The 25,465-nt window shown below is 63.4% G+C and carries 24 protein-coding genes; 16 read left to right on the forward strand and 8 right to left on the reverse strand.

Annotated elements, in window-relative coordinates:
* The first annotated feature begins 28 nt into the window (after positions 1–28).
* From FQ746_RS02185 to FQ746_RS02205, 5 genes are read left to right on the forward strand one after another with little or no spacing between them, the layout of a single operon-like run.
* Positions 29–1,255, forward strand: coding sequence for a CaiB/BaiF CoA transferase family protein (locus tag FQ746_RS02185; RefSeq protein WP_144107310.1), 1,227 nt, complete (start codon positions 29–31; stop codon positions 1,253–1,255).
* On the forward strand, positions 1,252–2,469 hold the full coding sequence (locus tag FQ746_RS02190) for a CaiB/BaiF CoA transferase family protein (protein WP_144107100.1): 1,218 nt from the start codon (positions 1,252–1,254) through the stop codon (positions 2,467–2,469). Before FQ746_RS02185 ends, FQ746_RS02190 begins: the two co-directional genes overlap by 4 nt.
* Positions 2,470–2,497: 28 nt before the next feature.
* Complete coding sequence (locus FQ746_RS02195) at positions 2,498–3,292, forward strand: enoyl-CoA hydratase/isomerase family protein (RefSeq protein WP_144107102.1); 795 nt, start codon at positions 2,498–2,500, stop codon at positions 3,290–3,292.
* Entirely contained in the window at positions 3,289–4,278 is a 990-nt protein-coding gene (locus FQ746_RS02200; RefSeq protein ID WP_144107104.1) for a hydroxymethylglutaryl-CoA lyase, read from the forward strand. Before FQ746_RS02195 ends, FQ746_RS02200 begins: the two co-directional genes overlap by 4 nt.
* Before the next feature lie 57 nt (positions 4,279–4,335).
* Entirely contained in the window at positions 4,336–5,667 is a 1,332-nt protein-coding gene (locus tag FQ746_RS02205) for an MFS transporter (RefSeq protein ID WP_144107106.1), read from the forward strand.
* A 21-nt stretch (positions 5,668–5,688) separates the two neighbouring features.
* Here the strand turns inward: FQ746_RS02205 and FQ746_RS02210 are convergent, their stop codons facing one another.
* The 8 genes from FQ746_RS02210 to FQ746_RS02245 form a co-directional block, all read right to left on the reverse strand.
* A complete protein-coding gene (locus FQ746_RS02210; protein WP_144107108.1) occupies positions 5,689–6,345 on the reverse strand; it encodes an isochorismatase family protein in 657 nt (218 codons plus the stop codon).
* 56 nt (positions 6,346–6,401) lie between these two features.
* The gene (locus tag FQ746_RS02215) at positions 6,402–7,442 is read right to left on the reverse strand and encodes a porin (protein WP_409932354.1); all 1,041 of its coding nucleotides are present in this window, start codon (positions 7,440–7,442) and stop codon (positions 6,402–6,404) included.
* A 134-nt stretch (positions 7,443–7,576) separates the two neighbouring features.
* Positions 7,577–8,503, reverse strand: coding sequence for an ABC transporter permease (locus FQ746_RS02220; protein WP_144107110.1), 927 nt, complete (start codon positions 8,501–8,503; stop codon positions 7,577–7,579).
* 1 nt (position 8,504) lies between these two features.
* The gene (locus FQ746_RS02225; protein ID WP_144107112.1) at positions 8,505–9,644 is read right to left on the reverse strand and encodes an ABC transporter permease; all 1,140 of its coding nucleotides are present in this window, start codon (positions 9,642–9,644) and stop codon (positions 8,505–8,507) included.
* Entirely contained in the window at positions 9,641–11,269 is a 1,629-nt protein-coding gene (locus FQ746_RS02230; protein ID WP_144107114.1) for an ABC transporter ATP-binding protein, read from the reverse strand. The genes FQ746_RS02225 and FQ746_RS02230 overlap by 4 nt, the downstream gene beginning before the upstream one ends.
* A gap of 10 nt (positions 11,270–11,279) precedes the next feature.
* Positions 11,280–12,362 carry a BMP family ABC transporter substrate-binding protein gene (locus tag FQ746_RS02235; protein ID WP_144107116.1) on the reverse strand — a complete coding sequence of 361 codons (1,083 nt, stop codon included), beginning with the start codon at positions 12,360–12,362 and terminating at the stop codon, positions 11,280–11,282.
* A gap of 114 nt (positions 12,363–12,476) precedes the next feature.
* Entirely contained in the window at positions 12,477–12,863 is a 387-nt protein-coding gene (locus FQ746_RS02240) for a VOC family protein (RefSeq protein ID WP_144107118.1), read from the reverse strand.
* Positions 12,864–13,865: an isopenicillin N synthase family dioxygenase gene (locus FQ746_RS02245; RefSeq protein WP_144107119.1), complete on the reverse strand. Its 1,002-nt coding sequence runs from the start codon at positions 13,863–13,865 to the stop codon at positions 12,864–12,866.
* Between the two features lie 348 nt (positions 13,866–14,213).
* Here FQ746_RS02245 and FQ746_RS02250 point away from each other — a divergent pair, with 348 nt between their 5' ends.
* The 11 genes from FQ746_RS02250 to urtE all read left to right on the forward strand — a co-directional run bounded on the left by FQ746_RS02250 (position 14,214) and on the right by urtE (position 25,461).
* On the forward strand, positions 14,214–15,332 hold the full coding sequence (locus tag FQ746_RS02250) for a sensor histidine kinase (RefSeq protein ID WP_144107121.1): 1,119 nt from the start codon (positions 14,214–14,216) through the stop codon (positions 15,330–15,332).
* 113 nt (positions 15,333–15,445) lie between these two features.
* Positions 15,446–15,622: a hypothetical protein gene (locus tag FQ746_RS34640; protein WP_186310602.1), complete on the forward strand. Its 177-nt coding sequence runs from the start codon at positions 15,446–15,448 to the stop codon at positions 15,620–15,622.
* A 110-nt stretch (positions 15,623–15,732) separates the two neighbouring features.
* Entirely contained in the window at positions 15,733–16,698 is a 966-nt protein-coding gene (locus tag FQ746_RS02255; RefSeq protein WP_144107123.1) for an SMP-30/gluconolactonase/LRE family protein, read from the forward strand.
* A gap of 682 nt (positions 16,699–17,380) precedes the next feature.
* Complete coding sequence (glnT, locus tag FQ746_RS02265) at positions 17,381–18,769, forward strand: type III glutamate--ammonia ligase (RefSeq protein ID WP_186310603.1); 1,389 nt, start codon at positions 17,381–17,383, stop codon at positions 18,767–18,769.
* 11 nt (positions 18,770–18,780) lie between these two features.
* Positions 18,781–19,689 carry a class II glutamine amidotransferase gene (locus FQ746_RS02270; RefSeq protein ID WP_144107127.1) on the forward strand — a complete coding sequence of 303 codons (909 nt, stop codon included), beginning with the start codon at positions 18,781–18,783 and terminating at the stop codon, positions 19,687–19,689.
* Positions 19,677–20,366, forward strand: a complete 690-nt coding sequence (locus FQ746_RS02275) for a protein glxC (protein ID WP_144107129.1) — start codon at positions 19,677–19,679, stop codon at positions 20,364–20,366. The genes FQ746_RS02270 and FQ746_RS02275 overlap by 13 nt, the downstream gene beginning before the upstream one ends.
* A 49-nt stretch (positions 20,367–20,415) precedes the next feature.
* Positions 20,416–21,777 (forward strand): FMN-binding glutamate synthase family protein, encoded by a 1,362-nt coding sequence (locus tag FQ746_RS02280; RefSeq protein WP_144107131.1) that lies wholly within the window; start codon positions 20,416–20,418, stop codon positions 21,775–21,777.
* Between the two features lie 123 nt (positions 21,778–21,900).
* Positions 21,901–22,509 carry an ANTAR domain-containing response regulator gene (locus FQ746_RS02285; protein WP_144107133.1) on the forward strand — a complete coding sequence of 203 codons (609 nt, stop codon included), beginning with the start codon at positions 21,901–21,903 and terminating at the stop codon, positions 22,507–22,509.
* A 359-nt stretch (positions 22,510–22,868) separates the two neighbouring features.
* On the forward strand, positions 22,869–24,035 hold the full coding sequence (gene urtC, locus FQ746_RS02290) for an urea ABC transporter permease subunit UrtC (protein WP_144107135.1): 1,167 nt from the start codon (positions 22,869–22,871) through the stop codon (positions 24,033–24,035).
* Complete coding sequence (gene urtD, locus FQ746_RS02295) at positions 24,032–24,769, forward strand: urea ABC transporter ATP-binding protein UrtD (protein WP_144107137.1); 738 nt, start codon at positions 24,032–24,034, stop codon at positions 24,767–24,769. Before urtC ends, urtD begins: the two co-directional genes overlap by 4 nt.
* Positions 24,770–24,771: 2 nt before the next feature.
* Complete coding sequence (gene urtE / locus FQ746_RS02300) at positions 24,772–25,461, forward strand: urea ABC transporter ATP-binding subunit UrtE (RefSeq protein WP_144107138.1); 690 nt, start codon at positions 24,772–24,774, stop codon at positions 25,459–25,461.
* Positions 25,462–25,465: the final 4 nt, after the last annotated feature.

Raw genomic sequence — 25,465 nt, forward strand, 5'->3', positions numbered from 1 at the left:
CAACCCGGGCAGTGGCAAGGAAACTCCGATGCAATCCGGCACACGTGGTGCATTGAGCGGTATCAAGGTGGTCGATCTGTCGCGCGTGCTGGCGGGTCCGGCTTGCGCGCAAACGCTGGCCGATCACGGCGCCGATGTCGTCAAGGTCGAGTCCCCGGCGGGCGACGACACGCGTCTGTGGGGGCCGCCGTTCCGCGACGGCGGCGCGTCCTATTACATGGGCGTGAACCGCAACAAGCGCGGCATCGCGCTCGACCTCACGCGCGACGATGCGCGCGAGATCGTGCTCGATCTGCTGGAGGACGCCGACATCCTGATCGAGAACTTCAAGATCGGCACGATGGAGCGCTGGGGGCTCGGCTTTACCGAAGTCCTGCAAAAACGCTTTCCGCGCCTGATCTATTGCCGGATCAGCGGCTTCGGCGCAGACGGTCCGATGGGCGCGATGCCGGGCTACGACGCGGTCGTGCAGGCAATGTCGGGTCTCATGAGCATCAACGGCAATCCGGCCAGTGGGCCGACCCGCATCGGCGTGCCGATCATCGATCTGGCGACGGGGCAGGTCAGCGTGATCGGCGTGCTGCTTGCGCTGTTCGAGCGCGAGCGTTCGGGGCATGGACAGTTTCTCGATATCGCGCTGTACGACGTTGCGTTGACGCTGCTGCATCCGCCGGCCGCCAACTGGTTCATGTCGGGCAAACCGCAACCGCTGCTCGGCAACGGGCATCCGAACATCGTGCCGTACGACAAGTTTTCGACGGCGTCGACCGATGTCTTCATCGGCGTCGGCAACGACCGGCAGTTCCGCTCGTTCGTGCAGGCGATCGGCCGGCCCGAGCTCGCCGCCGATGCCCGCTACAGCACGAACCCGGCGCGCATCCAGCATCGGGCCGAATTGCGCGAACTGCTCGACGCCGAACTCAGGCAGATCGACGGCGAAGCGCTGTGCGCGTCGCTGACCGCCGCGGGCGTGCCCGCGGGACCGGTTCGCGACGTCGGCCGTGCGTTGTCCGATCCGCATACGCTGCACCGGAACATGCGGGTGTCGCTGGACGGCTACGAAGGCGTCGGCGTGCCGGCCAAGCTCTCGCGTACGCCCGGTGGCGTGCGGCTGCGCCCGCCGCGTTTCGCGGAACATTCCGCCGAGGTGCTGCGCGAGCTGAACTATTCCGACGCGCGGATCGACGCGCTGGTGGAAAGCGGTGCGCTGCAGTTGTCCGCGCCGCAGGAAGAGACGCAGGAGGACCGGTTGTGAGTGCCTATGACGGTGAGGGAGCGCCCTACGCGGGCTTGCGCGTCCTCGACCTGAGTCAGGGTATCGCCGGTCCGTACTGCGGCTCGCTGCTCGCGCGCCAGGGCGCGAACGTCGTCAAGGTCGAACCGCCGGCCGGCGACTGGGCGCGGCTGATGGGCGGCGGCAAGGACGGACTGACGGCGCTGAGCATCGGCGCCAATGTCGGCAAGCGCGCGATCTGCATCGACGCGACCCTGGTTGAAGGGCGCGCGCTGTTGCTGCAATGCGTCGAGCGGGCCGACGTCGTGATCGAAAGTTTCCGGCCGGGCGTGATGGACAAGCTGGGGTTGTCACAGGAGGCGCTCCACGCCTGCAATCCGGGCCTCGTCGTGGTGTCGATTACCGGGTTCGGGCCCGACGGTCCCTATCGGGCCCGTGCGGGTTCCGACTCGGTCATCCAGGCCTTGAGCGGAATGATGGTGATGAACCGCGACGGCGCCGGTACGCCGCGCCGCATCGGCATGCTCGCCGTGGATGCCGCTTGCGGCGTGTACGCCGCGCAGAGCGTCGGCGCGGCGCTGTTTGCGCAGGCGAAGAGCGGGCTCGGCCGGCGCCTCGATATCTCGCTGCTGGCAGTGGCGGCCTCGTTGCAGACCATCCCGATCCTCGACCATTTCATGTTCGCGGGCGAGAAGCGCGTGCCGGTCACGGTGCCGTCCGGCACCTTCCAGACCGCCGATGGGTTCATCAACGTCACGGCCTTGCGCAACGAGATGTTCTTTGGCTTGTGCCGTGCGCTCGGTCAGGACGAATGGGTGAGCCACCCGGACTGGGCCACCAACGAGCAGCGTCTGCAACATGCGGCCGATATCAATGCGCGAATCGCCGACGTATTGGTCGGCGCGACGACCGCTTCGTGGGTCGAGCGCCTGCAGGCGCAGGACGTGTTGTGTGCGGCGGTCAACGATTACGACGCGTTCGTCGACGATCCGCAAGTTCGGCATGCACAGGTGTTTGGGCGGCTGATGCTCGATGGCGTCGCGGGTGTCGCTGCCGGCTTGCCGCTGCCGGCGGTCCCAGGCTTGCCGCCCGGTGCCCACGAGCGCGAGCGCACGACGGTTCCGCGGCTGGGCCGCGACACCCGCGCCGTGCTCGCGGAAATGGGGCTGCCGGAAACGGAGATCGCGCGCCTGATCGAACAGCGGGTGGTGTTCACGAGCGCCTCCGCCACCTGAGTCCTTAACTGCTTTCGATGGAACGACGATGGAAGAGCTTCTGGTAGAGAATCACGCCGCGGTGCGCGTCCTGACGATGAACCGCCCGGCGAAACACAATGCGCTGAATACCGGTTTGACGGCCGCGCTGGTCGATGCGTTGAGCGCGGCGGCCGCGGACGACAGCGTTCACGCGATCGTGCTGGCCGGCACGGGCAAGTCGTTCTGCGCCGGAGCGGACACGAGCGAGTTCGCGACGCTGTCGGGTAGCGGCAATGGCAACGGCGACCACAATGAAAACGCTAATGGCGAAGAGAGAGCCGCCGCCCACGGCGCGGACGCCGCGAACCGCCGCGCCGACCTGACCGCCTCCTTGCACGCCGCATTCCCGCGCACCGCCAAACCCATCGTGTCCGCGGTGCAGGGCAATGCGCTGGGCGGCGGCGCGGGACTCGCGCTGGCCTGCGATCTGATGGTCGTTGCCGACGACCTGCGGCTTGGCTACCCCGAGTTGAAGCACGGTATCGTCGCGGCCATCGTGATGGCGAATCTGGTCCGTCAGGTGGGTCAGAAGACCGCGTTCGGGCTGGTCTCGACGGGCCGGCTTCTCGACGGTCGAACCGCCGTGGATCTCGGCCTGGCTCACGAATGCGTCCCGCCCGATAAATTGCGCGAGCGCGCGGTCGGCCTCGCCGAGCAACTGGCCGGCTGGTCGCCGCAAGCGATGCAGGCCACCAAGCGGCTGTTCTATCGCGTCGCGAATCTGCCGTTCGACGAAGCGCTGGCGGTCGGCCGCGATGCCAACGTGATGATGCGCGGCTACGGTAAAAAGGCGGCCCAATGAACGATCACGCCAGTCTGTCCGCGGTCCGTGAGACTGCGAGCCCAAGCCGCGACGTGGTGATCTGCGAATGTTTCGCCCGCGATGGCTTGCAGCACGAAACGCAGGTGCTGGAGGCGGGCGTGAAAGCCGGGCTGATCCAGCAGATCGCGGCGGCCGGTTTCGAGCGGATCGAAGCGACCTCGTATTCGAATCCCAAGGTCGTGCCGCAGTTCGCCGATGCCAGCGACGTGCTGCGCACGCTGCCGCGCGAAGCCGGCGTCTTCTACAAAGCGACCTGTGCGAACGTGCGCGCCGTCGAGCGGGCCGTCGCGGATCGCGAGGCCGGTTTTGGCGCGAACGAAATCAGCTTTCTGGTCTCCGCATCGGAATCGCATTCGCTGAAAAACCTGAAACGCAGTCGCGCGGATCAGTGGGACAACGTCGCCAGCATGCGCGCGCAGGCCGGTGACGGTTTCCGGATCGTCGGCACGATCTCGGTGGCGTTCGGCTGCCCGTTCGAAGGCTATGTCGATCCCGCGCAAGTCCTTCGCGACGTCGAGCGGTTCCTGTCGCTCGGCATCCGCCTGGTCGCGCTGGGCGACACGACCGGCATGGCGACGCCGGCCAGCGTCGCGGCGCTGGCCGGACAGATTGCGCGAGCGTGTCCGGAAGTGGAACTCGTCGCGCATTTTCACGACTCGCGCGGCACCGGCCTCGTGAATTGCGTGGCGGCCTACGACGCCGGCGTCCGCTATTTCGACTCGGCGCTCGGCGGCGTGGGCGGACATCCGGCCGGGCTCACCTATGGCGGTGGTTACACCGGCAATGTCTGCACGGAAGACCTCGTGAACCTGTTCGAGTCGATGGGCATTGCAACCGGTATCGATCTGAAGGCACTGCTCGCGCTTGCCAACACCTGCGAGACCACACTCGGGCGCAAGTTACTGGGACATGTCACCCACACCGGCCTGAACCCGTTGATCGGGCTTGCTACCGCAGTCAAATAAAAAAACCGACCCCCGGCGTTCGCGGATCGGCCGGGCGGATTCAATCTGGAGGAGATCATGGAAATTGCACCGACCGTTGTTCCGGAAGACGAACCCGCTGTGGCAAGCGTCTATACGAAAGTTTCGTGGCGGCTCATTCCCGTGCTGCTGCTGTGCTATTTCGCGGCCTACGTGGACCGCATCAACATCGGTTTCGCGCAGGCGTCGATGAGCAGCGACCTGAAGTTTTCGACCGCGATTTTCGGACTGGGCGGCGGCATTTTCTTTATCGGCTATCTGCTGTTCGAAGTGCCGAGCAACCTGCTGATGGAAAAGATCGGCGCGCGTAAAACGCTGTCGCGAATCCTTATTCTGTGGGGAGCGATCTCGAGCGCGATGATGTTCGTGCGCACGCCGGAATCGTTCTATATATTGCGCTTCCTGCTCGGCGTGGCGGAGGCCGGTTTCTTTCCCGGCGTGATTCTTTATCTGACGTACTGGTATCCGGCACAACGGCGCGCGAAGATCGTCGCGCTGTTCATGACGCCGGTGGCGTTTTCCGGTTTGCTCGGCGGCCCGCTGTCCGGCTGGATCTTGCAGAACTTCGACGGGGTGAACGGCTGGGCCGCCTGGCAATGGATGTTTCTGATCGAAGGATTGCCGTCGATCCTGCTCGGCCTTGCCGTCATGCTGATTCTCGACGATCGTCCGTCCGACGCGCGCTGGCTCGATAACCGTGAACGGCAGATTCTGGAGCGGGCGCTGGTCGACGACCATTCCGCAGGCCGGCATGGCGACTGGCACAGTCTGCTAGTGCTGCTGAAAAACGCCCGCATCTATGTGCTGACGCTGATCTACTTCGCGCTGGTGGCCGGCGTGATCACGATTTCGTTCTGGATTCCGGCCATCATCAAATCGGTGTTCGTCGGCGGTACGCATGTGCAGATTGGCTGGCTCACCGCGATTCCCTATGCGTGCGGCGGCATCGGCATGGTGTTGATGGGACGCCATTCCGATCAGACCGCGGAGCGTCGCTGGCATTGCATCGCGTCGTTGCTGGCGGGCGCGATCGGCATTGCCGCGTTGGGCGCGGCCTCGCATAGTCTGCCGATCGCGCTGGTCGCGATGTCGCTGGCGGCAATCGGCATCTTCTCCGGCTTCGCCACGTTCTGGGCGGCCGCCACGCAGTATCTGTCGGCGACGACGATTGCCGCCGGGCTTGCGCTGGTGAGTTCGCTCGGGCAACTGGGCGGCTTCGTCAGCCCGATCCTGATCGGCTCGTTGAAGGCTTCGACCGGGAGTTTCGCGGCGGGGCTGTATGGAATCGGCGCGATTCTGCTGATCGGCGCGGTGGGGATGTTCTGTTTGCCGACGCCGAGGGTCGAGAGGGGGGGCGTGCGGGTGTCGTGAGAGGGGGGCGAGCTCCCACCCTCAGCGCCCACCCGCCGCCGCCTCGATCCGCGCCACCACCCCCGCCGTATCCGTCACCTCCGCGAACTCATAAGCCATCGCGGTCAGCGACACGCGCTGCACGTCTTCCGCCGTGACCGCTCCGAAGCCCATGTCGGGGTAAGGCATGGCCGCGTTGGCATCGGCCAGCACGACGACCTTGTACTCGCGATGCGCGGCATCGCGTACGGTCGTCTCGCAGCACACGTTCGTCACCGTCCCGCACACGATGATCGTATCGACGTCCCGCGCACGCAGGATCGTGTCGAGATCGGTGTTATGAAACCCGCTGTAAAACAGCTTGTCGACGACGATATCGTCGAGCTGCGGCGATAGCGCATCGATAATCTCGATGCCTGGCGTGCCGCGCGCGAGAATCGTATCGACGTTCGGATAGAGATCGCGCATCCGGCCCGTATCGCTGCCGTCGCCACGCACGACGTGACGCAGATAAATCACCGGCATCTGCGCCGCGCGACAACGCTGCGCGAGCCCGCTGATCGTGTCGACGATATCGACGGTGGAGGGCACGTAAAGCGCGCCGTCCGGATCGCAGAAAACCCGCTGCATATCGACGATGATCAGTGCCGTGCGGCGCGGATCGAGCTTCCAGCAAACTTTGCTAAACGGTGCAGTCATGTTCGGAGAAAAAGGTCAGGTGAAGGGCCGCCCTTGAAGCGGCCCGGTTACATCCGTTAAAACTTCGCGCGCAGACCCACACCGTAGGTGTTGCCGCTCGACATGTTGCTGATGTGGTCGTACATGTAGGCCGCGTACACGTCGGTACGCTTCGACAGCGGGTAGTCATAACCGAGTGCCGCGGTCTGACGCGTCTGGTCGTAACCGCCGCCGTCACGCGAGTACGCATACGACGCCATCACCGTACCCGGGCCGACCGGGATCGACGCGCCGCCTTGCGCCGTGTTCACATGCCAGCTCGAAATGGTCTGCTGGTCGTACGTGTACATGTACTGGCCGAAGAACTTCACGTACTTCAGGTCGTACGACACGCCGGCTTGCGCGACGCTCTGGCTCTTCAAACCCGGAACGCCCGATGCGGCGAGGCTGCCCAAGTCGCTCGGCGAGTTGTTGAAGTTCACGTACTGGTAGACGGCGGTCGCCGCGAACGGGCCGTGGAAGTACAACACCTGGCCGCTCCACTTCTTCGCGCCGTTCTGCGTCGTATTGCCGAGCGCGTACATCGCGGTCGCCGTCAGGCCGTTGAAGTTCGGCGACGCGTATTCCACCGCGTTGCTCCAGCCGGAGTCGCCGGTCACGCCCTGGTCGGTCGAGTAGGTCGGGAAGGTGCCGAGGCCGAGGTAGGTGTGCCACACCATCGGCGAAAATTCGTAGGAGTCGATGAACGGGTTGAACAGGATGGTCGACACGAACAGCGGCGTGGTCAGACGGCCGGCGGTCACGGTGCCGTACGGCGATTCGACGCCGACGTACGCGTTACGCGAGAACATCGTGTCGCCGGTGAAGCGGCCGTACTGGCCGTTCTGTGCGAGGAAGAAGCCTTCCAGCGCGAAGATCGCCTTGTAGCCGTTGCCCAGATCTTCGGAACCCTTCAAGCCCCAGTACGACGTCGACATGCCGCCGCCGGACACCTGCACGGAGGTTTTGCTGCCGGGGAATTTCTGCGCGCCGACCCATTCGTCGACCTGACCATAGAGTTGCACGCTCGATTGCGCCTGGGCGGACGACGCGCCGGCCAGCAAACCGGCCAGCGTCAGCGCGCTGTAGGCAAGACCCGAACCACCAGACTTGATGCCGAATTTTTTCACGAATTTTCCCCAGTTGCGGCCAATTGGGCCGGTTCAAAAAGCAGACAGATGTTGTTGTGATGGACCGTTACGCCGTCGTCGCTTCAGCGCCGTTCTTCGCGCAGATAAGGCTCGCCGAGCGCGCCGGGCGCGTCCTGGTCGCCGCGCTTCATCCACGCTACCCAGACCATCACGCCGAGCGTGATCACGTACGGCGTCATCAGCACGAAGTACTGCGGCAAGGCGACGCCGGCGGCATTGAGTTGGGGAATCAGCGCTTCGATGCTGCCGAACAGCAACGCGCCCGCAAGCGCTCGCCATGGCGACCAGCGCGCGAAGATGACGAGCCCGACCGCAATCCAGCCGCGCCCGCCGGTCACGCCGGCAATCCACAGTTTGGTGCTGATGACAGACAAATACGCGCCCGCCAGTCCGACCAGCGCCGAGCCGACCAGAATCGCCAGAAAGCGGTAGCGCAGAACGGCGACACCGGCGGCATCGGCGGCCTGCGGATTCTCGCCGACCGCGCGCAGGCGCAACCCCGGCGTGGTCCGCTGAAAATACCAGGCGACCGCGGCGAACAGGAACGGCGTCAGATACACGACGAGATTCTGATGGAACAGCCCACCCACCAGCGGCAATTGCGCAAGCGGTCCCAATGGCAGCGAAGGCAAACCCTGCACTGGATGATTGGTCCAGTCGAGCAGCGTGCCGAGCAGGCTCGTGCCGCCTTCGCAAAGAAACACCAGCGCGAGCCCCGCGATGATCTGGTTGATACGCAGCCACACGGTGAGCACGGCGAACAGCACGGAGACGGCGGACGCCGCGGCCATCGCGCAGACCAGCGCGAGGCCGGGCGAGTGCAGTTGCAATTGGGCGCCGATGCCGGCCAGCGCGCCGACCAGCATCAGCCCTTCGGCCCCGAGCGAGAGCACGCCCGCGCGTTCGGGAATGATCAGTCCGAGTGCGGCGAGCGCGAACGGTGTGGCGAAGTCGGGCAGATTGCCGAGCCAGGAAGCGATCAGTGCCATGTCATTGCCTTTCGCTGACGACCGGACAGAACCGGTGACGCACGAAGAAATCCGAAGCGGCCACGCTGATGACGAGAATCGCCTGGATCAGCTGGACCATCGAAAATGGAATCTGGTAGAAGACCTGCAGGCTGCGTCCGGAGACGAACAGCACCGCAACGAGAATGGCCACGGCGCTCGCGCCGAGCGGATTGTTGCGCGCCAGAAAAGCGATCAGCACGCCGGAGAAGCCGTAACCCGTATAAAACGACTGCGTGAGCCGGCCTTCCTGACCGACCGCGATCAGGAAGCCCGACATGCCCGCCACCGCGCCCGACAGCAGCACGGTGCCGGTCAGCAGATGACGCACCGGCACGCCGAGCGCACCGGCGACGCTTTCGCTCGCATGCAGAAAGCGCAGGTACAGACCGGCGCGGCTGCGTTCGGTGAACCACCAGGCCGCGAGCGTGACGACGGCCGCGAACAGGATCGCGCTGCTGATCTGCCCGGGCAGATGCGGCAGCAGCGCGAAATCCGGAAACTGCGGCGAATGCGGAAACGAATCCTTAGGGTCTTGCCACGGTCCATAGACGAGTTGCAGCAGAAAATTCGCGGCGACGTAGTTGAGCATGAGGCTCGAAATGATCTCGTTGATGCCGAGCTTCACTTTCAGCACGAGCGGCAGCACGACCCACAGCAATCCGCAGATCAGCGAGGCGAGCAGCATCAACCAGAGACGCGTCGCGTGCGGGCCGACGTCGTAGAACGAGATGCCGGTCGCGCCGATCGCGCCGAAGATCATCTGACCTTCGAGGCCGAGATTCCAGAAGCGCGCGCGAAACGCGATGGCTGCGGCAATCCCGACCAGCACCAGCGGCGCGGCCTGGAACAGCACGGCGCGCAGGCTCTCGCGGTCGAACAGCGTCTGTACAAGGAACTCGTCGAGCAGATCGCCGGCCGAAACGCCGGCCGCCATCAGGATCGCGCCGCTCAGCGCGAGACCGGCAGCCAGCGCCAGCGCGAAGATCGCGGCACGACGCGCGCGGCTTACTTCCTGGCGCAGTTCGAGCGTGTAACGGCGCGACAGGAGAGGTTGACGTGGCATGCGCGAGGACGATGCGATGAGCGGTTCTTTACGCGTGTCGGGTTGTGTCGGCGTCATGCTTGCAACAGTTCGGGGTGAGCAGGGCCGTCGGGCGGCGATCCGTTGGGCGGCGATCCATTGGCAGACTTAGTGGCGACCATCGCCTGACCGACGGCGAGCCGGTCGGCCGGCGCGGCGAATTCGGCGACGATGCGCCCACGCACGATCACGCCGACACGATCGGCCAGCGCCAGCACTTCATCGAGGTCTTCGCTGATGAGCAGCACGGCCGCGCCTTGGTCGCGCGCCATCCGCAAGCGTTCGTGCACCTGCGCGCCGGCGCGCGCATCGAGTCCGCGGCTCGGGCTATGCGCCAGCACGAAACGCAGCGTGCGGCTGAACTCGCGCGCGATCACGAGTTTCTGCGCATTGCCGCCGGACAGGCCAGCGGTTTTCTGGTTCGGCGAACGCACGCCGCGCACGTCGAAGGCCGCGACTGCGGCGAGCGCATCGGCCTCGAGTCGCGCGCGGTCGAGGCGCAGGAAACTGCCGTAGCGGCCGCTATGCACCTGGCCGACGCCGAAGTTCTCGGCCACCGACAGATCGCCGGCCAGCGCCAGCCGGTAGCGGTCCGCCGGAATCGACGCGATGCCGAGTTCGCGGCGCGCTTCGGTATCGAGCGCGCGCAGGTCGCCGGCTTCGGCGAACTCCAGCACGCCGGTTTGCACGGGCACGAGTCCCATGATGGCGCCCGCGAGTTCGCTCTGACCGTTGCCGCCAATGCCCGCGACGCCGTAGATCTCGCCCGCCCGCACCTGCAGATCGATACCCGCGAGCGCGGGCGGACCGTTCGCCGCCGAGGTCCGCACGTCGCGCAAGGTCAGCCGCGTGGGCCCGGGTTCGGCGCGCGGTCGGGCCGGCACCGTGGCGGCTTCGCCCACTGTCAGGCGCACCAGTTCGGCCTCGTCCACGTCGCGCGGATCGAGCGTGGTCACGGTGCGGCCCGCGCGCATCACGGTGACGCGATCCGCGTAACGGCGCACGTCGGCAATCTTGTGCGTGACGAGCACTACCGCCGCGCCTTGGCGCGCGAGTGTGCGCACCGTCTCGAGCAGACGCGCGGCTTCGGTGTCGGTCAGCACGGCGGTCGGTTCGTCGAGAATCAGAATGCGTGCGCCCGCAAGCATCACTTTCAGAATTTCGACGCGTTGCTGCTCGGCCACCGAGAGTTGCGAGATCCGCCGCCCGGTGTCGATGTCGAAGCCGAGTGCCTGCGCCTGCCGGTGGATCATCTCGCGCAGCGCGATCAGCTTGCGGCCATGCGAGAGCGTGCGCTCGAAGGTCTCTTCGGGCAGCCCCAGCATGATGTTTTCGAGCACCGTGAACGGCGCCACCAGCTTGAAATGCTGGTGCACCATGCCGATGTGCTCACGCGCCGCATCACGTGGGCCGCCGAAACGCACGGGATTGTCGTCGACCAGCAGCACGCCGGCCTCGGGCGTGTAGAGGCCGGCCGCGATGTTCATCAGCGAGGATTTGCCCGCGCCGTTCTCGCCGAGCAACGCATGCACCTCGCCCCAGCGCACGGTGAAGTGCGCGTCGTCGAGCGCGACGAAGCCGTCGAAACTCTTGCGGATGCCGCTGAGCGACAGCGCATCGGACGGGCGGGGCGCGGGGCTCGCGCCTTCAGGCAGATCGCTCATTGGCGTGCGCTCATTTCTGTGCGGTCACGCCTTTGACGAACCAGTCCATCTTCCACAGGTCGCCGTCGCTCAACACGCTGCCGGCCGGCACGCGCAGTTTGCCGTCGCGGTCCGACAGCGGGCCCGCATAAATCTGCTTGCCATGGATGATCGCGTCGCGCTCGGCCATGATGATTTTCTGTTTGTCCGCCGGAACCGCTGCGCCGAAGCCGGCGATATCGGTGCCGCCGTCTTTCATCTCGATCAGCGCGCCGGTCGGCGAGGGCTTCCAGTTACCCGCTTCGATCTTGCGCACTTCGGGAATCAGGAATTTGTCCCACACCCACACCGACGAGCACACCGTCGCCTTCGGCGCGAACTGGCGCAGATCGCGGTGGTGTCCCGTGCCGTACACGCCGCGTTCCTGCGCGACGATTTGCGGCGTCGGTGTATCGACGTGCTGGCCGATCACGTCGGCGCCGTGATCGATCAAAGCCATTGCAGCGGCGCGCTCCTTCACCGGATCGTTCCACGCACCCGTGTAGATGACGGTGAGCGTCGCATTCGGATTGATCTTCTGCGCGCCGAGTTCGTAGGCGTTGATGGTCCAGTTGACCACGCCGAACGGATTCGCCGCGACGAAGCCGAGCTTGCCCGTCTTCGAGGCCGCGGCTGCGGCCATGCCGCAGAGGTACTGGCTTTCATACGTGCGACCGTAGAACGATTCGAGGTTCGGCGCGTTGGTGGTGCCCGACGCGTTCAGGAACGCGACGTCCGGGTGCCTGGCGGCAAGCTGCTTGAAGGTATCCGAGTAACCGAACGCCGTGCCGATCACGATATTCGCGCCGCGCTGGATGAAGCGCTCCGCGACCGGTGTAATGGCCGACGAATCTTCCGGAATGCTCTCGACGAACTGGATTTTCTGGCCGAGCGCGGCTTCCATCTTCTTGCGCGCTTCGTCGAACGACTCGGTCCAGCCGCCGTCGTTTTTCGGACCGAAGTAGAGCATGGCGATTTTCGGCGGACCCTTGAGCGTGAAGCCGTCGGCGAAGACCGGCGCGGCGCAGCAAAGGAGCGACGCGAGTGTGATACCTGTAAGCAGCTTGCGGAGCATGGGCGGTGGTCGGATAAAAAAGGTCAGGGGACTGCGGACGCCACGCGTCGCAGACGATTTTCTTTTTGCCGTGCGGGTTGTTGCGATGGCTTCTGCAGTTTTTTACTGCGTTGCCTACATCATGAAGTTGATACGGAACACGTTGCCTTCCGGGTCCAGCAGCACCGCCTGGTACCAGTTGTAGTAGGTCACGTAGGGCGGCTTCACGAGCGTCGCGCCGGCCGCGACCGCGAGCGGCACCATGCGGTCCACGTCGGCCTGACTATCCACGTCGATGTTCAGCAGGAACTTGACGCCGCGGGTTTCAGCGTGATCTTCGAGATGCAGCAGCGCATAGGCATCGAGCGCGTTGAAGCCGAGGCTCGACTTGCCGGTAGCGAGCCCGCGAAAAATCGGCGAGCGGATCGCCTCGATTTCCGCGAAGCCGAACACGTGCTGATAGAAACCCGACAACGCGACCACGTCGCGCGCGAACACGTTCACATACGAGAGATGCGCCATTCAGGCTGCCTCCACCGTGCCGCCGAAGGTCGTCTGCTTGACGAACTTCGAGCGCAGGTGATCGCCGGAGGAAATCGGCGCATAGCGCGGGCTCTCTCCCGCAGCGAGACAGCCGGGCAGACACTCGACCATGGCGTCATAGTTCGGCTGATGGAAGAACACCAGCGACTGCCGGCGATTCGTAGCGGCGATGTCGAACGGCGGGTTCTCCACGCGATGCATGGTCGAAATCCATTGATCGTTGGTCCACTGCATCATCAGATCGCCGATGTTCACTACCAGCGCGTCGTCGATCAGCGGCACGTCGACCCATTCGCCCGCGCGGTTCACGGCCTGCAGGCCGCGGTCGTCGGGGCGCACGATGGTCAGGCTGCCGTAGTCGCTGTGCGCGCCGGCGCGCAACTGGTTCGGCAGCGGCGCTTCGCGCTGGGCCGGATAACTGAGCACGCGGAACATGCTGATATGGTGATCGATACGATCGTCGAAGAAATGTTCCGGCAACGCGAGCGCGAGCGCGAAGATGCGCATCAGCGAACGCGACAGTTCGCTCATCACGAGAAAGTACTCGTCCCATGCCTGCTGGAAACCGGCGATGGGCGGATAGACGTTCGGTTCGAAGTGCGGGCCGGCAGCGGGGCCGCGGTGGTAATCGTCGTTGGGCACGTTGGCGGGACCGATCGAAAACGATTCCTTCAGGTCGCCGGGCGTGGCTTCTTCGAGGCTATACGAGAGGCCTTCTTCGCCCACTGCGCTGTAGCCGCGTACCGCGTCGATGCGCGGACGGTCCACCTTGCGTTTCTCCGCGAGCGGTAGCGCGAAGAATTCGCGCGAGACCTTCGTCACGCGGTCGATCAGTTCGGCCGGCACGCCGTGATTCCTGATGACGAGAAAGCCGATACTGCGGCACGCTTCGTCGACTTCCTTCGCCACCTTCGCGCGGCCTTCGGGTGTGCCCTCGAAATACGGCCCAAGGTCGATAACGGGCACATGCAGAAGAGTCATAGTGTAGTCTCGCAGTCGGTCCTGTTCATTTGCTGGCAATTGGCCGGTGCGTAGCGGTCAATCCGCTGCTTTACGCGGCCTTACGCTAGCGGCGGCCACACAATGCAACGTTCGTGCCTATCTGACCGGTCGGACAGGTTTGCGGAATCCGGCCTGACGAGCCGGGCAACGGCGGGGTCGATCGAAGCGTGCGCGGACTCATTCGAATCCGCTTCGCCAGTCGTTCGCGGCACACAAAACGTGCATCAGGCACAGTGTCGGGGCGGCCGGCGGCGCTCTGCACCTGTTTGACCGACTGGTCAGGATTGGCCTTCACACTGCGCTGTTCGAGGCACATGAGGACAAGCTATGCGACTCGCCGATTTCATCCGTCACGACATGGAAGCGATTCTCGCGGACTGGGAAAAGTTTGCCCGCACCCTGTTGCCGGCGGCCGCGAATCTGCGCTCGTCGGCGTTGCGCGATCACGCGCAGCAGATTCTCGAAGCCGTGGCCAACGATCTGTGGACCTCGCAAAGCGCCGAGGCGGAACTGGCGAAATCGACGGGACAGATGCCCACACTTGCGGGCGCACCGGAAACGGCGGCCCAGACGCACGCGATACTGCGCGCGCGCGGCGGCTTCGACATCACCCAACTCGTTGCGGAGTACCGTGCCTTACGCGCCAGCGTGTTGCGTCTGTGGCTCGCTGCGTGTCAGCCCGGTGCGCCCGATCAGGGCGACATCATCCGTTTCAATGAAGCGATCGATCAGGCGGTTGCCGAGTCGGTCGGGTATTTCAGCGCGCAGGTGGACCAGGCTCGCAACCTGTTGATCGGCATGCTGGGACACGATATGCGCAGCCCGCTGCAGACTATCCAGGCGACCGCGTCGTATCTGGTCGCGTTGAATGCGGGCGAGAAAGTGTCGGCCGCCGCAGCGCGCCTGATTCGCGGCGGCGAGCGTATGCAGGGGCTACTCGACGATATGCTCGATTTCAACCGGACGCGGCTTGGCCTCGGCATCAATATCGCGCCGGCCGCTGTCGATCTGGCCGACCTGCTCGCCGACGAAATCGGCCAGTTGCAGGCCGCGCATCCCGATCGCCATATCGAGTGGCGTGCGTGCGGCGACTGCGCGGGTGTCTGGGACGGCCGCCGTTTGCAGCAACTACTCGGCAATCTGGTGTTGAACGCGCTTCGCTACGGCGCGCCGGACGAGCCGGTATGCGTCACGTTGAACGGTGAGCCGGCCGAGGTCTGTCTGGCGGTGAAGAACAGCGGCCCGGCCATCGAGATCGACGCGCTGGAGCGTATCTTCGATCCGTTGCATCGCGGCATGCATCAAGGCGACCCGAACACGGAGGGCAGCCTCGGGCTCGGACTGTATATCGTGCGGGAAATCGCGAAGGCTCATGGCGGCGAGATCGGCGCATGCTCGGACGCGAACGGAACGGTGTTCGCCCTGCGTTTGCCGCGACGCTGTTAGGCGGGCTCGACGATACGTCGAACGCGTGGGCCCAACCTAACGATTTCTTCATCCGGCGCGGCAGCGATTTAATGCAGCATGGCAGGCATCTTTCATTGCGAACAGGATTGACGATGCTTGCTTCACGTCCCGCCCCAGGTCCCGCTTTCTTTGCACGACGCCCCCGCTCGGTTGCCAGAACCGTGGCGGTGCTGGCCGGGCTGGTGTCCGCCGCGGTCTCTCCGCTGGCGAATGCTGCCGGGTTGCCGCCGTATGCGAACCTGTCGACGCTGCACGTCGAACCGAGTTAACAGCCGACTGAACCGGCTGGCTTTATAGCTGTCTTTCAGAATGATTGAAGACCAGGCAGGGCTCGATTGGATCGGGCCTGCCGTCATCGGCTATTCAAGGAGACACAGCGATGAACCATCCGTCCGGGCCCACTACCCGCATCCCCGACTTTCCCGCCGAACTGAGCTTCGCGCCCATTCCGCCCTCCGAGCAGGCTCTCCCGACGCTGATTGCCGAACCCTGGTTCAAGGTGTCCAGCGAATTCAAACAGCTCGAAGGCCTCTGCTTCGATCGCGATGGGCGTCTGTATTTTCTCGAGGTATTCGGCGGCACGATCTATCGTCTCGATACGGGTAGCCGGCAGTTGACGGAAATCTGTCGCGCCGAGGGACTCAACCCGGCAGCAATCAAGATTCACAAGGACGGTCGCCTGTTCGTGTGCTGCCTCGGCGACTTCAAAAACGGCCAGATCTTCACGATGGACCCCGACGGCGGAAACCGTCGAACGATTCTCGACGGCTACGTGGCGGACGATCTGGTGTTCGCGAAGGATGGCGGCTTCTACTTCACGCATTTCGTGGGCACGTCGTGCGAGCCGACCGGGGGCGTCTATCACGTGTCGGCCGATTGGCGCACCGTCACGCCGATCCTCGAGAAAATGGCCGGGCCGAACGGTGTCGCGCTTTCCGTCGACGAGCGCATGTTGTGGGTGACCGAGACCAATGCCAACCGCCTGCACCTGATCGAACTCGACAGCAGCGGCACCGGCATCGCCCCGTACGGCACCTGCGTTCCTTATCACTTCACCGGTTATCACGGCCCCGACTCGTGCAGTATCGACGCGGCCGACAACCTCTATGTCGCCATGTATTGCCAGGGACGCGTGATGGCGTTCAACCGGTTCGGCTTCCCGATCGGCCAGGTGCTGATTCCCGGGCGCGAGCGGGGGCATCACCTGCGCACGACCCATCCGATGATCGTCCCCGGCACGAACGATCTGCTGATCTGCACCAACGACCATGAGAAAGGCGAAGGGTCGTGGATTTTCAGGTCGAAAGCGTTTGCAGTGTCACACGAGAGCTTTCAGTTCCAGTAACACGGCGCGTGCGACGAAACGCCGGCTCGCGGGCGGTCTCCTGACGGTTGCCCGATCGCAGCCAGATTTGCTGATACGATCTCATCCGCAAGCAAAAAGGGCGGACGCCCGGATCATTCAATCTATCGAGCAAGAGGTGCATATGTGGGTGCGTTTTCTGGCGCTGTTTCTGGTGGCAGGTGCCGCAGCTTCCCTGACGGGCTGCAACACCGTGGCGGGTGCGGGTAGGGACGTCACGGATTCAGCGCACGCGGTTCAACGCGCTCTGTAAGTTACGGAAGCGGCGCGGTTCAGAGCACCAACGGTGTCCGCGCCGCCACTATTTCCTCATCTGGTCGACGTCGCTTTGCATAAGCATTGCTGCTGACCTATCAGAAGCAGGGTGCCGTTCCCGGGCACCGAAGCACCATCCCCTAAGTAAATCGCACTGATTTGACGCAATAACAGCGGCATCGCACGAGAAGCCCGCAGCCTTATGCCGCCCGAAGTGTTTATCAGCATGAATTTAATGTTCATGTTGGTAATCATGGCATGGAGGTTGCGTAAGGGGTTCACGAGGGGGAAGTGCTGCGTCTCCGTAGTTTCCTGATAGGAAAAATTGTTTCGCTTTGATAAATTAGCGCGGCCATGCAAACAGGCATGGCTCGTCAACCAGTCTGCAATGTTGCTGCAAGGAGTGACGATGAACCTGAACGATGCGAGCAAGCTGCCGATCAACGAGTTGGGTAGCGTGCCCCGCTTTGGCTCGGCTGAGGAAGCGCAAGACTATCTCACGCAACGTGGCGTGAAGTACGTGCTGGCGCAGTTCGTGGATATTCACGGCGTGGCGAAAGCGAAGTCGGTGCCGGTCGCGCATCTCGGGAGCGTGCTCACCGCGGGCGCAGGCTTTGCGGGCTTCGCTATCTGGGGCGTGGGCATCGAGCCGAACGGCCCCGACTACATGGCCGTGGGCGATCTCGCGACGCTCACGCCCGTGCCGTGGCAGGACGGCCTCGCACGCATCGTCTGCGACGGTCATGTCGACAGGAAACCATGGGCCTACGACTCGCGCGTCACGTTGAAGAAGCAGGTCGCACGCATTACGCAACGCGGCTGGACCTTGTTCACCGGACTCGAACCGGAGTTCTCGCTATTGAAGCGCTCGGTCACCGGCGCGATCGAGCCATGCGATCCGAGCGATACGCTCGCCAAACCGTGCTACGACTACAAAGGACTGTCGCGCACGCGCGTATTCCTGGAAAAGCTCACCGAATCGATGCGCTCGGTGGGCATCGACGTCTACCAGATCGATCACGAAGACGCGAACGGTCAGTTCGAAATCAACTACACGTATACCGATTGCCTGACTTCCTGCGATCACTACGTGTTCTTCAAGATGGCGGCCTCCGAGATCGCGAACGAGCTGGGCATGATCTGCTCGTTCATGCCGAAGCCGTTTGCGAATCGTCCCGGCAACGGCATGCATATGCACATGTCGATCGGCGACGGCGAGCGCAATCTGTTCGCCGACAAAAGCGACCCGCTCGGTATGGGACTGTCGACGCTCGGCTACCAGTTCACCGCCGGACTGCTCGCGCACGCGCCGGCGCTCGCCGCGCTGTGCAACCCGACCGTCAACTCGTATAAGCGCCTCGTGGTGGGCCGTTCGCTGACGGGGGCGACGTGGGCGCCGGCTTATATCAGCTACGGCAACAACAATCGCTCGACGATGGTGCGCATGCCGGGAGAGCGCATCGAACTGCGTTTGCCCGATGGCGCATGCAACCCTTATCTGGCCACCGCCGCGGTGATCGCGGCGGGTCTCGACGGCGTGGAACGCGAACTGTCGCCGGGCGAACCCGCCAACGAGAACCTGTACGAATGGTCGCCCGCACGTCTCAAGGAACACGGCATCGGCATCCTGCCGCAGAACCTCGAGCAGGCGCTCGACGCGCTGGAGCGCGATCGTCTGATCTGCGATGCGCTGGGTCCGGTCGCCGACGAATTCATCAAGCTCAAACGGATGGAATGGCTCGAGTACATGCGCCACGTTTCCGATTGGGAAATGAAGAGCTATCTGGAATTTTTCTAAGAGAGTCGACTATGTGTGGAATTGTAGGTTTGCTGGTCAAGACACCGGCATTGCGTGCACAACTCGGTGAGCTGATGGTGCCGATGCTGATCGGCATGACCGAACGCGGACCGGACTCGGCTGGCCTCGCGGTATTCGGCAGCACGGTGAGCGAAGGCCGCCGCAAGCTGAGCCTTTATGCGGGCTTTACAGAAGCGGGAAACGACTTCGACTGGAATGGTTTGCGCGAAGCACTCGACGGTGCGCTGAACGTCCATGCGAGCATCGACGCCAAACGCAATCATGCGGTGCTGACCGTGGACGGTGACGTCGGCGTCGTCAAGGCGTGGCTCACCGGGCATTTCCCGAAGCTGTTCCTGCTCTCCACCGGTCGCTCGATCGATCTGTACAAGGATATCGGTTCGCCGGCCGAAGTCGCGCAACGTTATGACTTTTCGAAACTGACCGGCTCGCATCTGGTCGGTCACACGCGTATGGCGACCGAATCGGCGGTCACGCCCGATCGGGCGCATCCGTTTACCGCGGGCGAAGATTTCTGTCTCGTGCATAACGGGTCGCTGTCGAACGCACATGGCGTGCGCCGCAAGCTGGAACCGCAAGGCATCCGTTTCGAAACGGATAACGACACCGAAGCCGCATGTCGCTTTCTCGAATGGCGTCTGCGTGAAGGCGACGAATTGCCGGCCGCCCTGCAAAAAGGCTTCGAAGAACTGGACGGCTTTTACACCTTCCTGATGGGCACCTCGACCGAACTGGCGCTGATTCGCGACCCGTTCGCCTGCAAGCCGGCGGTCGTGGCCGAGAACGACGACTACGTCGCGATCGCATCGGAATTCCGCTCGCTCGCGCATTTGCCCGACATCGGGAATGCCCGGGTATTCGAACCCGCCCCCGAGGAGATGTATGTATGGAAAGCATGAAGTTCGACCTTGAAGGGTCGTCGGTCCGCGAACTGAACCAGTACCTGCACGGCGCGAAGGAAGCGCTGGAAGGCGTACACGTCGATGTCGCCACGCCGAACGGCGCGCATAACATCGCGGTCGGCGTGAACGCGCACGTGACGGTCACGGTGCAGGGGCACGCCGGCTATTACGCTGGCGGCATGAACCAGCTGGCGACCATCGTCGTGGAAGGCAGCGCGGGCACTGGCGTCGCCGAGAACATGATGAGCGGCAAGGTGCATGTGAAAGGCTTCGCGTCGAATGGCGCGGGGGCATCGGCGAATGGCGGCCTGCTGGTCATCGACGGCGATGCGGGTCTGCGCTGCGGCATCTCGCTCAAGGGCGGCGATATCGTGGTGGGCGGTTCGGTCGGCAGCTTCTCGGCCTTCATGGCGCAGGCGGGCCGCATGGTGATTTGCGGCGATGCGGGCGATGCGCTCGGCGACTCGCTCTACGAAGCGGTCCTGTATGTGCGTGGCGACGTGAAGTCGCTCGGCGCCGACGCACGGTACGAGCCGATGACCGAAGCGGACGTAGCGGCGGTCGGTGCGCTGCTCGACGCCGCGGGCCTCGCTCACGATCCGCATTCGTTCAAACGGATCGCCTCTGCCCGCACGCTCTATCACTGGAACGCCGACGCGGACCAGGAATATTGAACGACGGTTGCATCGGCAACTGTCCACCCCGTTCATCGAGAAGGTCCCCATGGAAGCCAAACCCATCCATTTCGCCCGTTTGCAGCAGGAAGAGTCGCAAGGCTACGACCGCAAGACGATCGACTACATCCACACGGCCGCGCAGCGCGGCCTCTACGAAATTCGCGGACTCGGCGCGAAGCGTCGCGTGCCGCATTTCGACGACCTGCTGTTTCTCGGCGCGTCGCTGTCGCGTTATCCGCTCGAAGGGTATCGCGAGAAATGCACGACGCAGACGGTGCTCGGCACACGCTTCGCCAAAAAACCGGTGGTCCTCGATATTCCGATCACGATTGCGGGCATGAGTTTCGGCGCGCTGTCGGCGAACGTGAAAGAAGCGCTCGGCCAGGCCGCGACGGCGATGGGCACCTCCACCACGACCGGCGACGGCGGCATGACGCAGGAAGAGCGCCGCTCGTCGAAGACGCTGGTGTACCAGTGCCTGCCGTCGCGCTACGGCTGGAACCCCGACGACGTGCGGCGTGCCGATGCAATCGAAGTGGTGATCGGGCAAGGTGCGAAGCCGGGCGGCGGCGGCATGCTGCTCGGTCAGAAGGTCAACCCGCGAGTAGCGTCGATGCGTACGTTGCCGGCCGGTGTCGATCAGCGTTCGGCGAGTCGTCATCCCGACTGGACCGGTCCGGACGATCTGGCGATCAAGATTCAGGAACTGCGCGAGATCACCGATTGGGAAAAGCCGATCTACGTGAAAGTCGGCGCGACGCGCACGTTCAACGACGTGAAACTGGCCGTGCATGCGGGCGCGGACGTCGTCGTGATCGACGGGATGCAGGGCGGCACGGCCGCTACGCAAACCTGCTTCATCGAGAACGTCGGGATTCCGACGCTGGCGGCGGTGCGTCAGGCCGTCGACGCGCTGGAAGACCTGAACATGAAAGGCACCGTTCAATTGATCGTATCGGGCGGCATTCGCAGCGGCGCCGACGTGGCCAAGGCACTCGCGATGGGCGCGGATGCGGTGGCGATCGGGCAGGGCATGCTGATGGCGCTCGGCTGCAACAGCGACACGTATTTCCAGAACGGTGCGTTGCATCCGGCCGGCGCGGACTACGCGGCGCTCGGTACGTCACCCGGATTCTGTCATCACTGTCATACGGGTAAGTGTCCCGTAGGCGTAACGACGCAGGACGCGATGCTCGAGCAACGCGTGCAACCCGACGAAGGGTCGCGGCGGGTTCGCAACTATCTGAAGACGCTCAATATGGAACTCACGACGATTGCACGGGCTTGCGGCAAGCAGAACGTGCATCACCTGGAGCCGGAAGATCTGGTTGCGCTGACCGTCGAGGCCGCGGCGATGGCGCGTATTCCGCTCGCCGGTACCTCGTGGATTCCGGGGCATTCGTACTAGCCAGGCGTGAGCGACGATGCCGCGCGTCAAGTTGCACACGAATAATGTCATGTGCATACTACGGACGCGCTGGAGGGTGGCAACGCCTTCGTGCCGGATGTAGTCCCGTTATGAGGTGCAGTGATGAAACGCCATCCTTTGCCGAACACGTCTCAAGGGCTCCGCGATATCCGCTCGCTGAAGGTCGTCGCCATTCATCCGCTGGATCAGGACGGCGAGGAGTTGCTCGCGCAACTTCGCCGTATCGGTTGCCGTGTCTGCCGCTTCTGGCCCGCGCCACTGACGTTGCCCGAAGAGACGGACCTCGTCTTCATGGCGATCCGGCCGGAGACGATCTCGAAGCCGCTGCCGTGGCTCGAGGGACCTGGCGCGCGGCCGGTCATTCCGGTCGTGACTTACGAGAATCCGATCTTCATCGAGATCGTCATCAAGCTGAACGCTTATTGCTCGGTGCCTTCGCCGGTGCGCTCGTTCGGCGTGCTCACGGCGATTGCGGTGTCCTTGCATCAGCACAAGAATCGCGTGGCGCTGGAACGCTATGCGCAACGTGTGACGGACAAGATGGCGGACCAGCGCAGCATTCAGCGCGCCAAAACCATTCTGATGGAGACGCGTAACCTGAGCGAGCCGCAGGCTCACGAACTGTTGCGCTCGCGGGCGATGAGTCAGCGGCAGTCGCTCGAAGGCGTGGCGGACACCATTATCAAGGCTCATGAAAGCCTGCATTTTTAATAGTCGCAAGGGTGCACGGGAAGCCCGTAATGCACGGGAAGAGTGCTTCGTAACCCCAGCTTGGTGAGTCTCTGTTCGCGAGATATCGGGCAATACCGCGCCGCGCTTTACTCCCGCTGCATGGCATAGGTCTTGCAAATCCCAGCTACGTGAGTGCGCCGGTTCTGATCCGCTAGCTCGCGCTTGCACCGAATTCCGTCGTACGTGACAAAGGCGTCCCGTACGGCACCGGCCAAAAAGCCCGAAAACCAGGTTCGTCCTGGCTTTCGGGCTTTTTTTTCGCTTTTGTTTTCTTCCGGATCGCTTTGACCGCTCGGGTTCGCCTCGCGGGCCCACTGAAATAGAGGTATCGCGCAAACATGAAAATTTCTCCTCTCTCTTCGCCGCGCAATCCCGCGCCGGACGCGGCTCGCCCCGTGGCGAGCGACTGGCGTGTGGCGGGCCTGCTTGGCAAGTACTCGGTGCCGATCCTCGCGATGATGCTGCTCATCGCAATCCCGGCGCTGACGGGTGCGTTCCGTCTGGGCCTCTTTGCCAAGTATCTGAGCTTTGCATTTTGCGCCGTGGGGCTGGTGCTGACCTGGGGCTACGGCGGCATTCTGAGCCTTGGGCAAGGCATCTTCTTCGGGCTGGGCAGCTACATGATGGCGATGTACATGAAGCTCGAAGCCAGCGCCAACGATCCCGCAGCGGCGGTGTTCGGCGGTGGCGGCACGCCCGTGCCCGACTTCATGACGTGGAACAGCATCGACAAGCTGCCATGGTGGTGGGTGCCGTTCGAACATGCCTGGTTCGCGTTGCCGATGATCCTGATCCTGCCGGCATTGGTCGCCTTCATCCTGGGTTATGCGAACTTCAGAAAACGCGTAGGCGGTGTGTACTTTTCGATCGTGACGCTGGCGCTCGCTTCCATCATGTCCATCGTCATCATCGGGCAACAGGGCTATACGGGCGGCGTGAATGGCATTACGAACCTGCCGACGTTCATGGGCTATAGCGTGCAGAGCAATACGGCCACGCTGGTGATGTATTACGTCACCGCCGTGCTGTTGCTGTGCGCGGTGCTGGCGGGCCGTTTCATTCTCGGCAGCCGGCTCGGCAAGGTGCTGATTGCGATTCGCGACCGCGAGGACCGGATCCGCTTCTCCGGTTACGACCCGGCGCTATTCAAAGGCTTTATTTTTGCGGTCGCCGCGTTGTTCTCCGCAGTCGGTGGCGCGATGTTCACGTTGCAGGTCGGCTTTGCGTCGCCGTCCGTGTGCGGCATCGTGCCTTCCATCGAAATGGTCATCTATGCGGCAGTGGGCGGCCGGCTTTCGCTGGTGGGGGCGGTGTACGGCACGGTCATCATCGGCGCGGCAAAGAGTTTTCTGTCGGAGAACTTCGTCGGTTTCTGGGTGTACTTCATCGGCGCTCTGTTTATTTTCGTGCCGATGTATCTGCCCAAAGGTCTCGCAGGCGTCATCGAATGGCTGCGCGAGCGTCGTCCGGCCCGTCGGGAAAGTACTCAGGGAGCCGCGCAATGACCAACATGATTCTGGCAGTGGAAGGGCTGACGGTATCGTTCGACGGGTTCAAGGCGGTGGACGACCTGAACTTTTATGTCGAGGAAAAAGAACTGCACGTGGTGATCGGCCCGAATGGGGCGGGTAAGACCACGTTGCTCGACATGATTTGCGGCAAGACGAAACCGACCGCGGGCACGATCGAATTCAAGGGCCTTTATCTGGAGACGATGCTCGAATATCAGATCACCCGTGCAGGGGTCGGTCGCAAATTCCAGAACCCGATGGTTTATGAAGACCTGACCGTCTCCGAGAACCTCGAGATTTCTTATCCGAAGAAACGCGATGTGATCGGCTGCCTGTTCTTCAATCGCAGTCAGTCCGTCGTAGATGAGATCGAGCGCGTCGCCCAGCTCATTTTTCTCGACGACCAGCTGGACCGCAAGGCGGCGCTGCTCTCGCACGGGCAGAAGCAGTGGCTCGAAATCGGCATGCTGCTGATGCAGGACCCCGAGTTGTTATTGCTGGACGAACCCGTGGCCGGCATGAGCGCGCGCGAACGCGAGCTGACCGGCGACCTGTTGCGAAAAATTGCGGAAGGCCGTTCGGTCGTCGTGATCGAGCACGACATGGAGTTCGTGAAATCGGTCGCGCACAAGGTCACAGTGCTGCATCAGGGCAAGAAACTCGCGGAAGGAAAAATGGATGTGGTGCAGAACGACCCGCGCGTGATCGAAGTTTATCTGGGACATTGACCATGCTGGCTATCGACAATCTGAATGTGTTCTACGGCGAGAGCCATGTGCTGCACGATCTGAGCTTCGACCTGTCGCCGGGCGAGACGGTCGCGGTAATGGGCCGCAACGGCATGGGAAAGACGACCTTGCTCAAAGCGCTGATCGGCATGATTCCCTCGCGAAGCGGCCGGATCAGGCTGAACGAGCGCGAGCTCGTGAAGGCCAAAAGTTACGAGCGGGTCGCGGCCGGGTTCGGCTACGTGCCGCAAGGCCGGATGATCTTTCCGTATTTGAGCGTGGAAGAAAACATTCTGTCGGGCATGGACCGGTTCAAGCGGGCGGAAGTGCCCGACTATATCTTCGCGTCGTTTCCGGTACTGCATGAGATGCGTCACCGGCGCGGCGGCAATCTGTCCGGCGGTCAGCAGCAGCAACTGGCGATTGCGCGCGCGCTGGTGTCGGAGCCGAAAGTACTGATTCTCGACGAGCCGACCGAAGGCATTCAACCGTCGATCATCAAGGAAATCGCGCGTTCGCTGAACAAACTGAAGAAGGAGCGCGATTTTGCGTTGATCGTGTCGGAGCAGGTGCTCTCTTTCACGCTCGATATCGCGGACCGTTTTCTGATTATCGAAAAAGGCCGCTTCGTGCATAGCGATACGCGCGCGAACGTCGACGCCGATCGCATCATGCGCTATCTGACCATCTGAACGG

Source organism: Paraburkholderia sp. BCC1886 (genome assembly GCF_900996245.1).
In the GTDB taxonomy this organism is placed as follows: domain Bacteria; phylum Pseudomonadota; class Gammaproteobacteria; order Burkholderiales; family Burkholderiaceae; genus Paraburkholderia.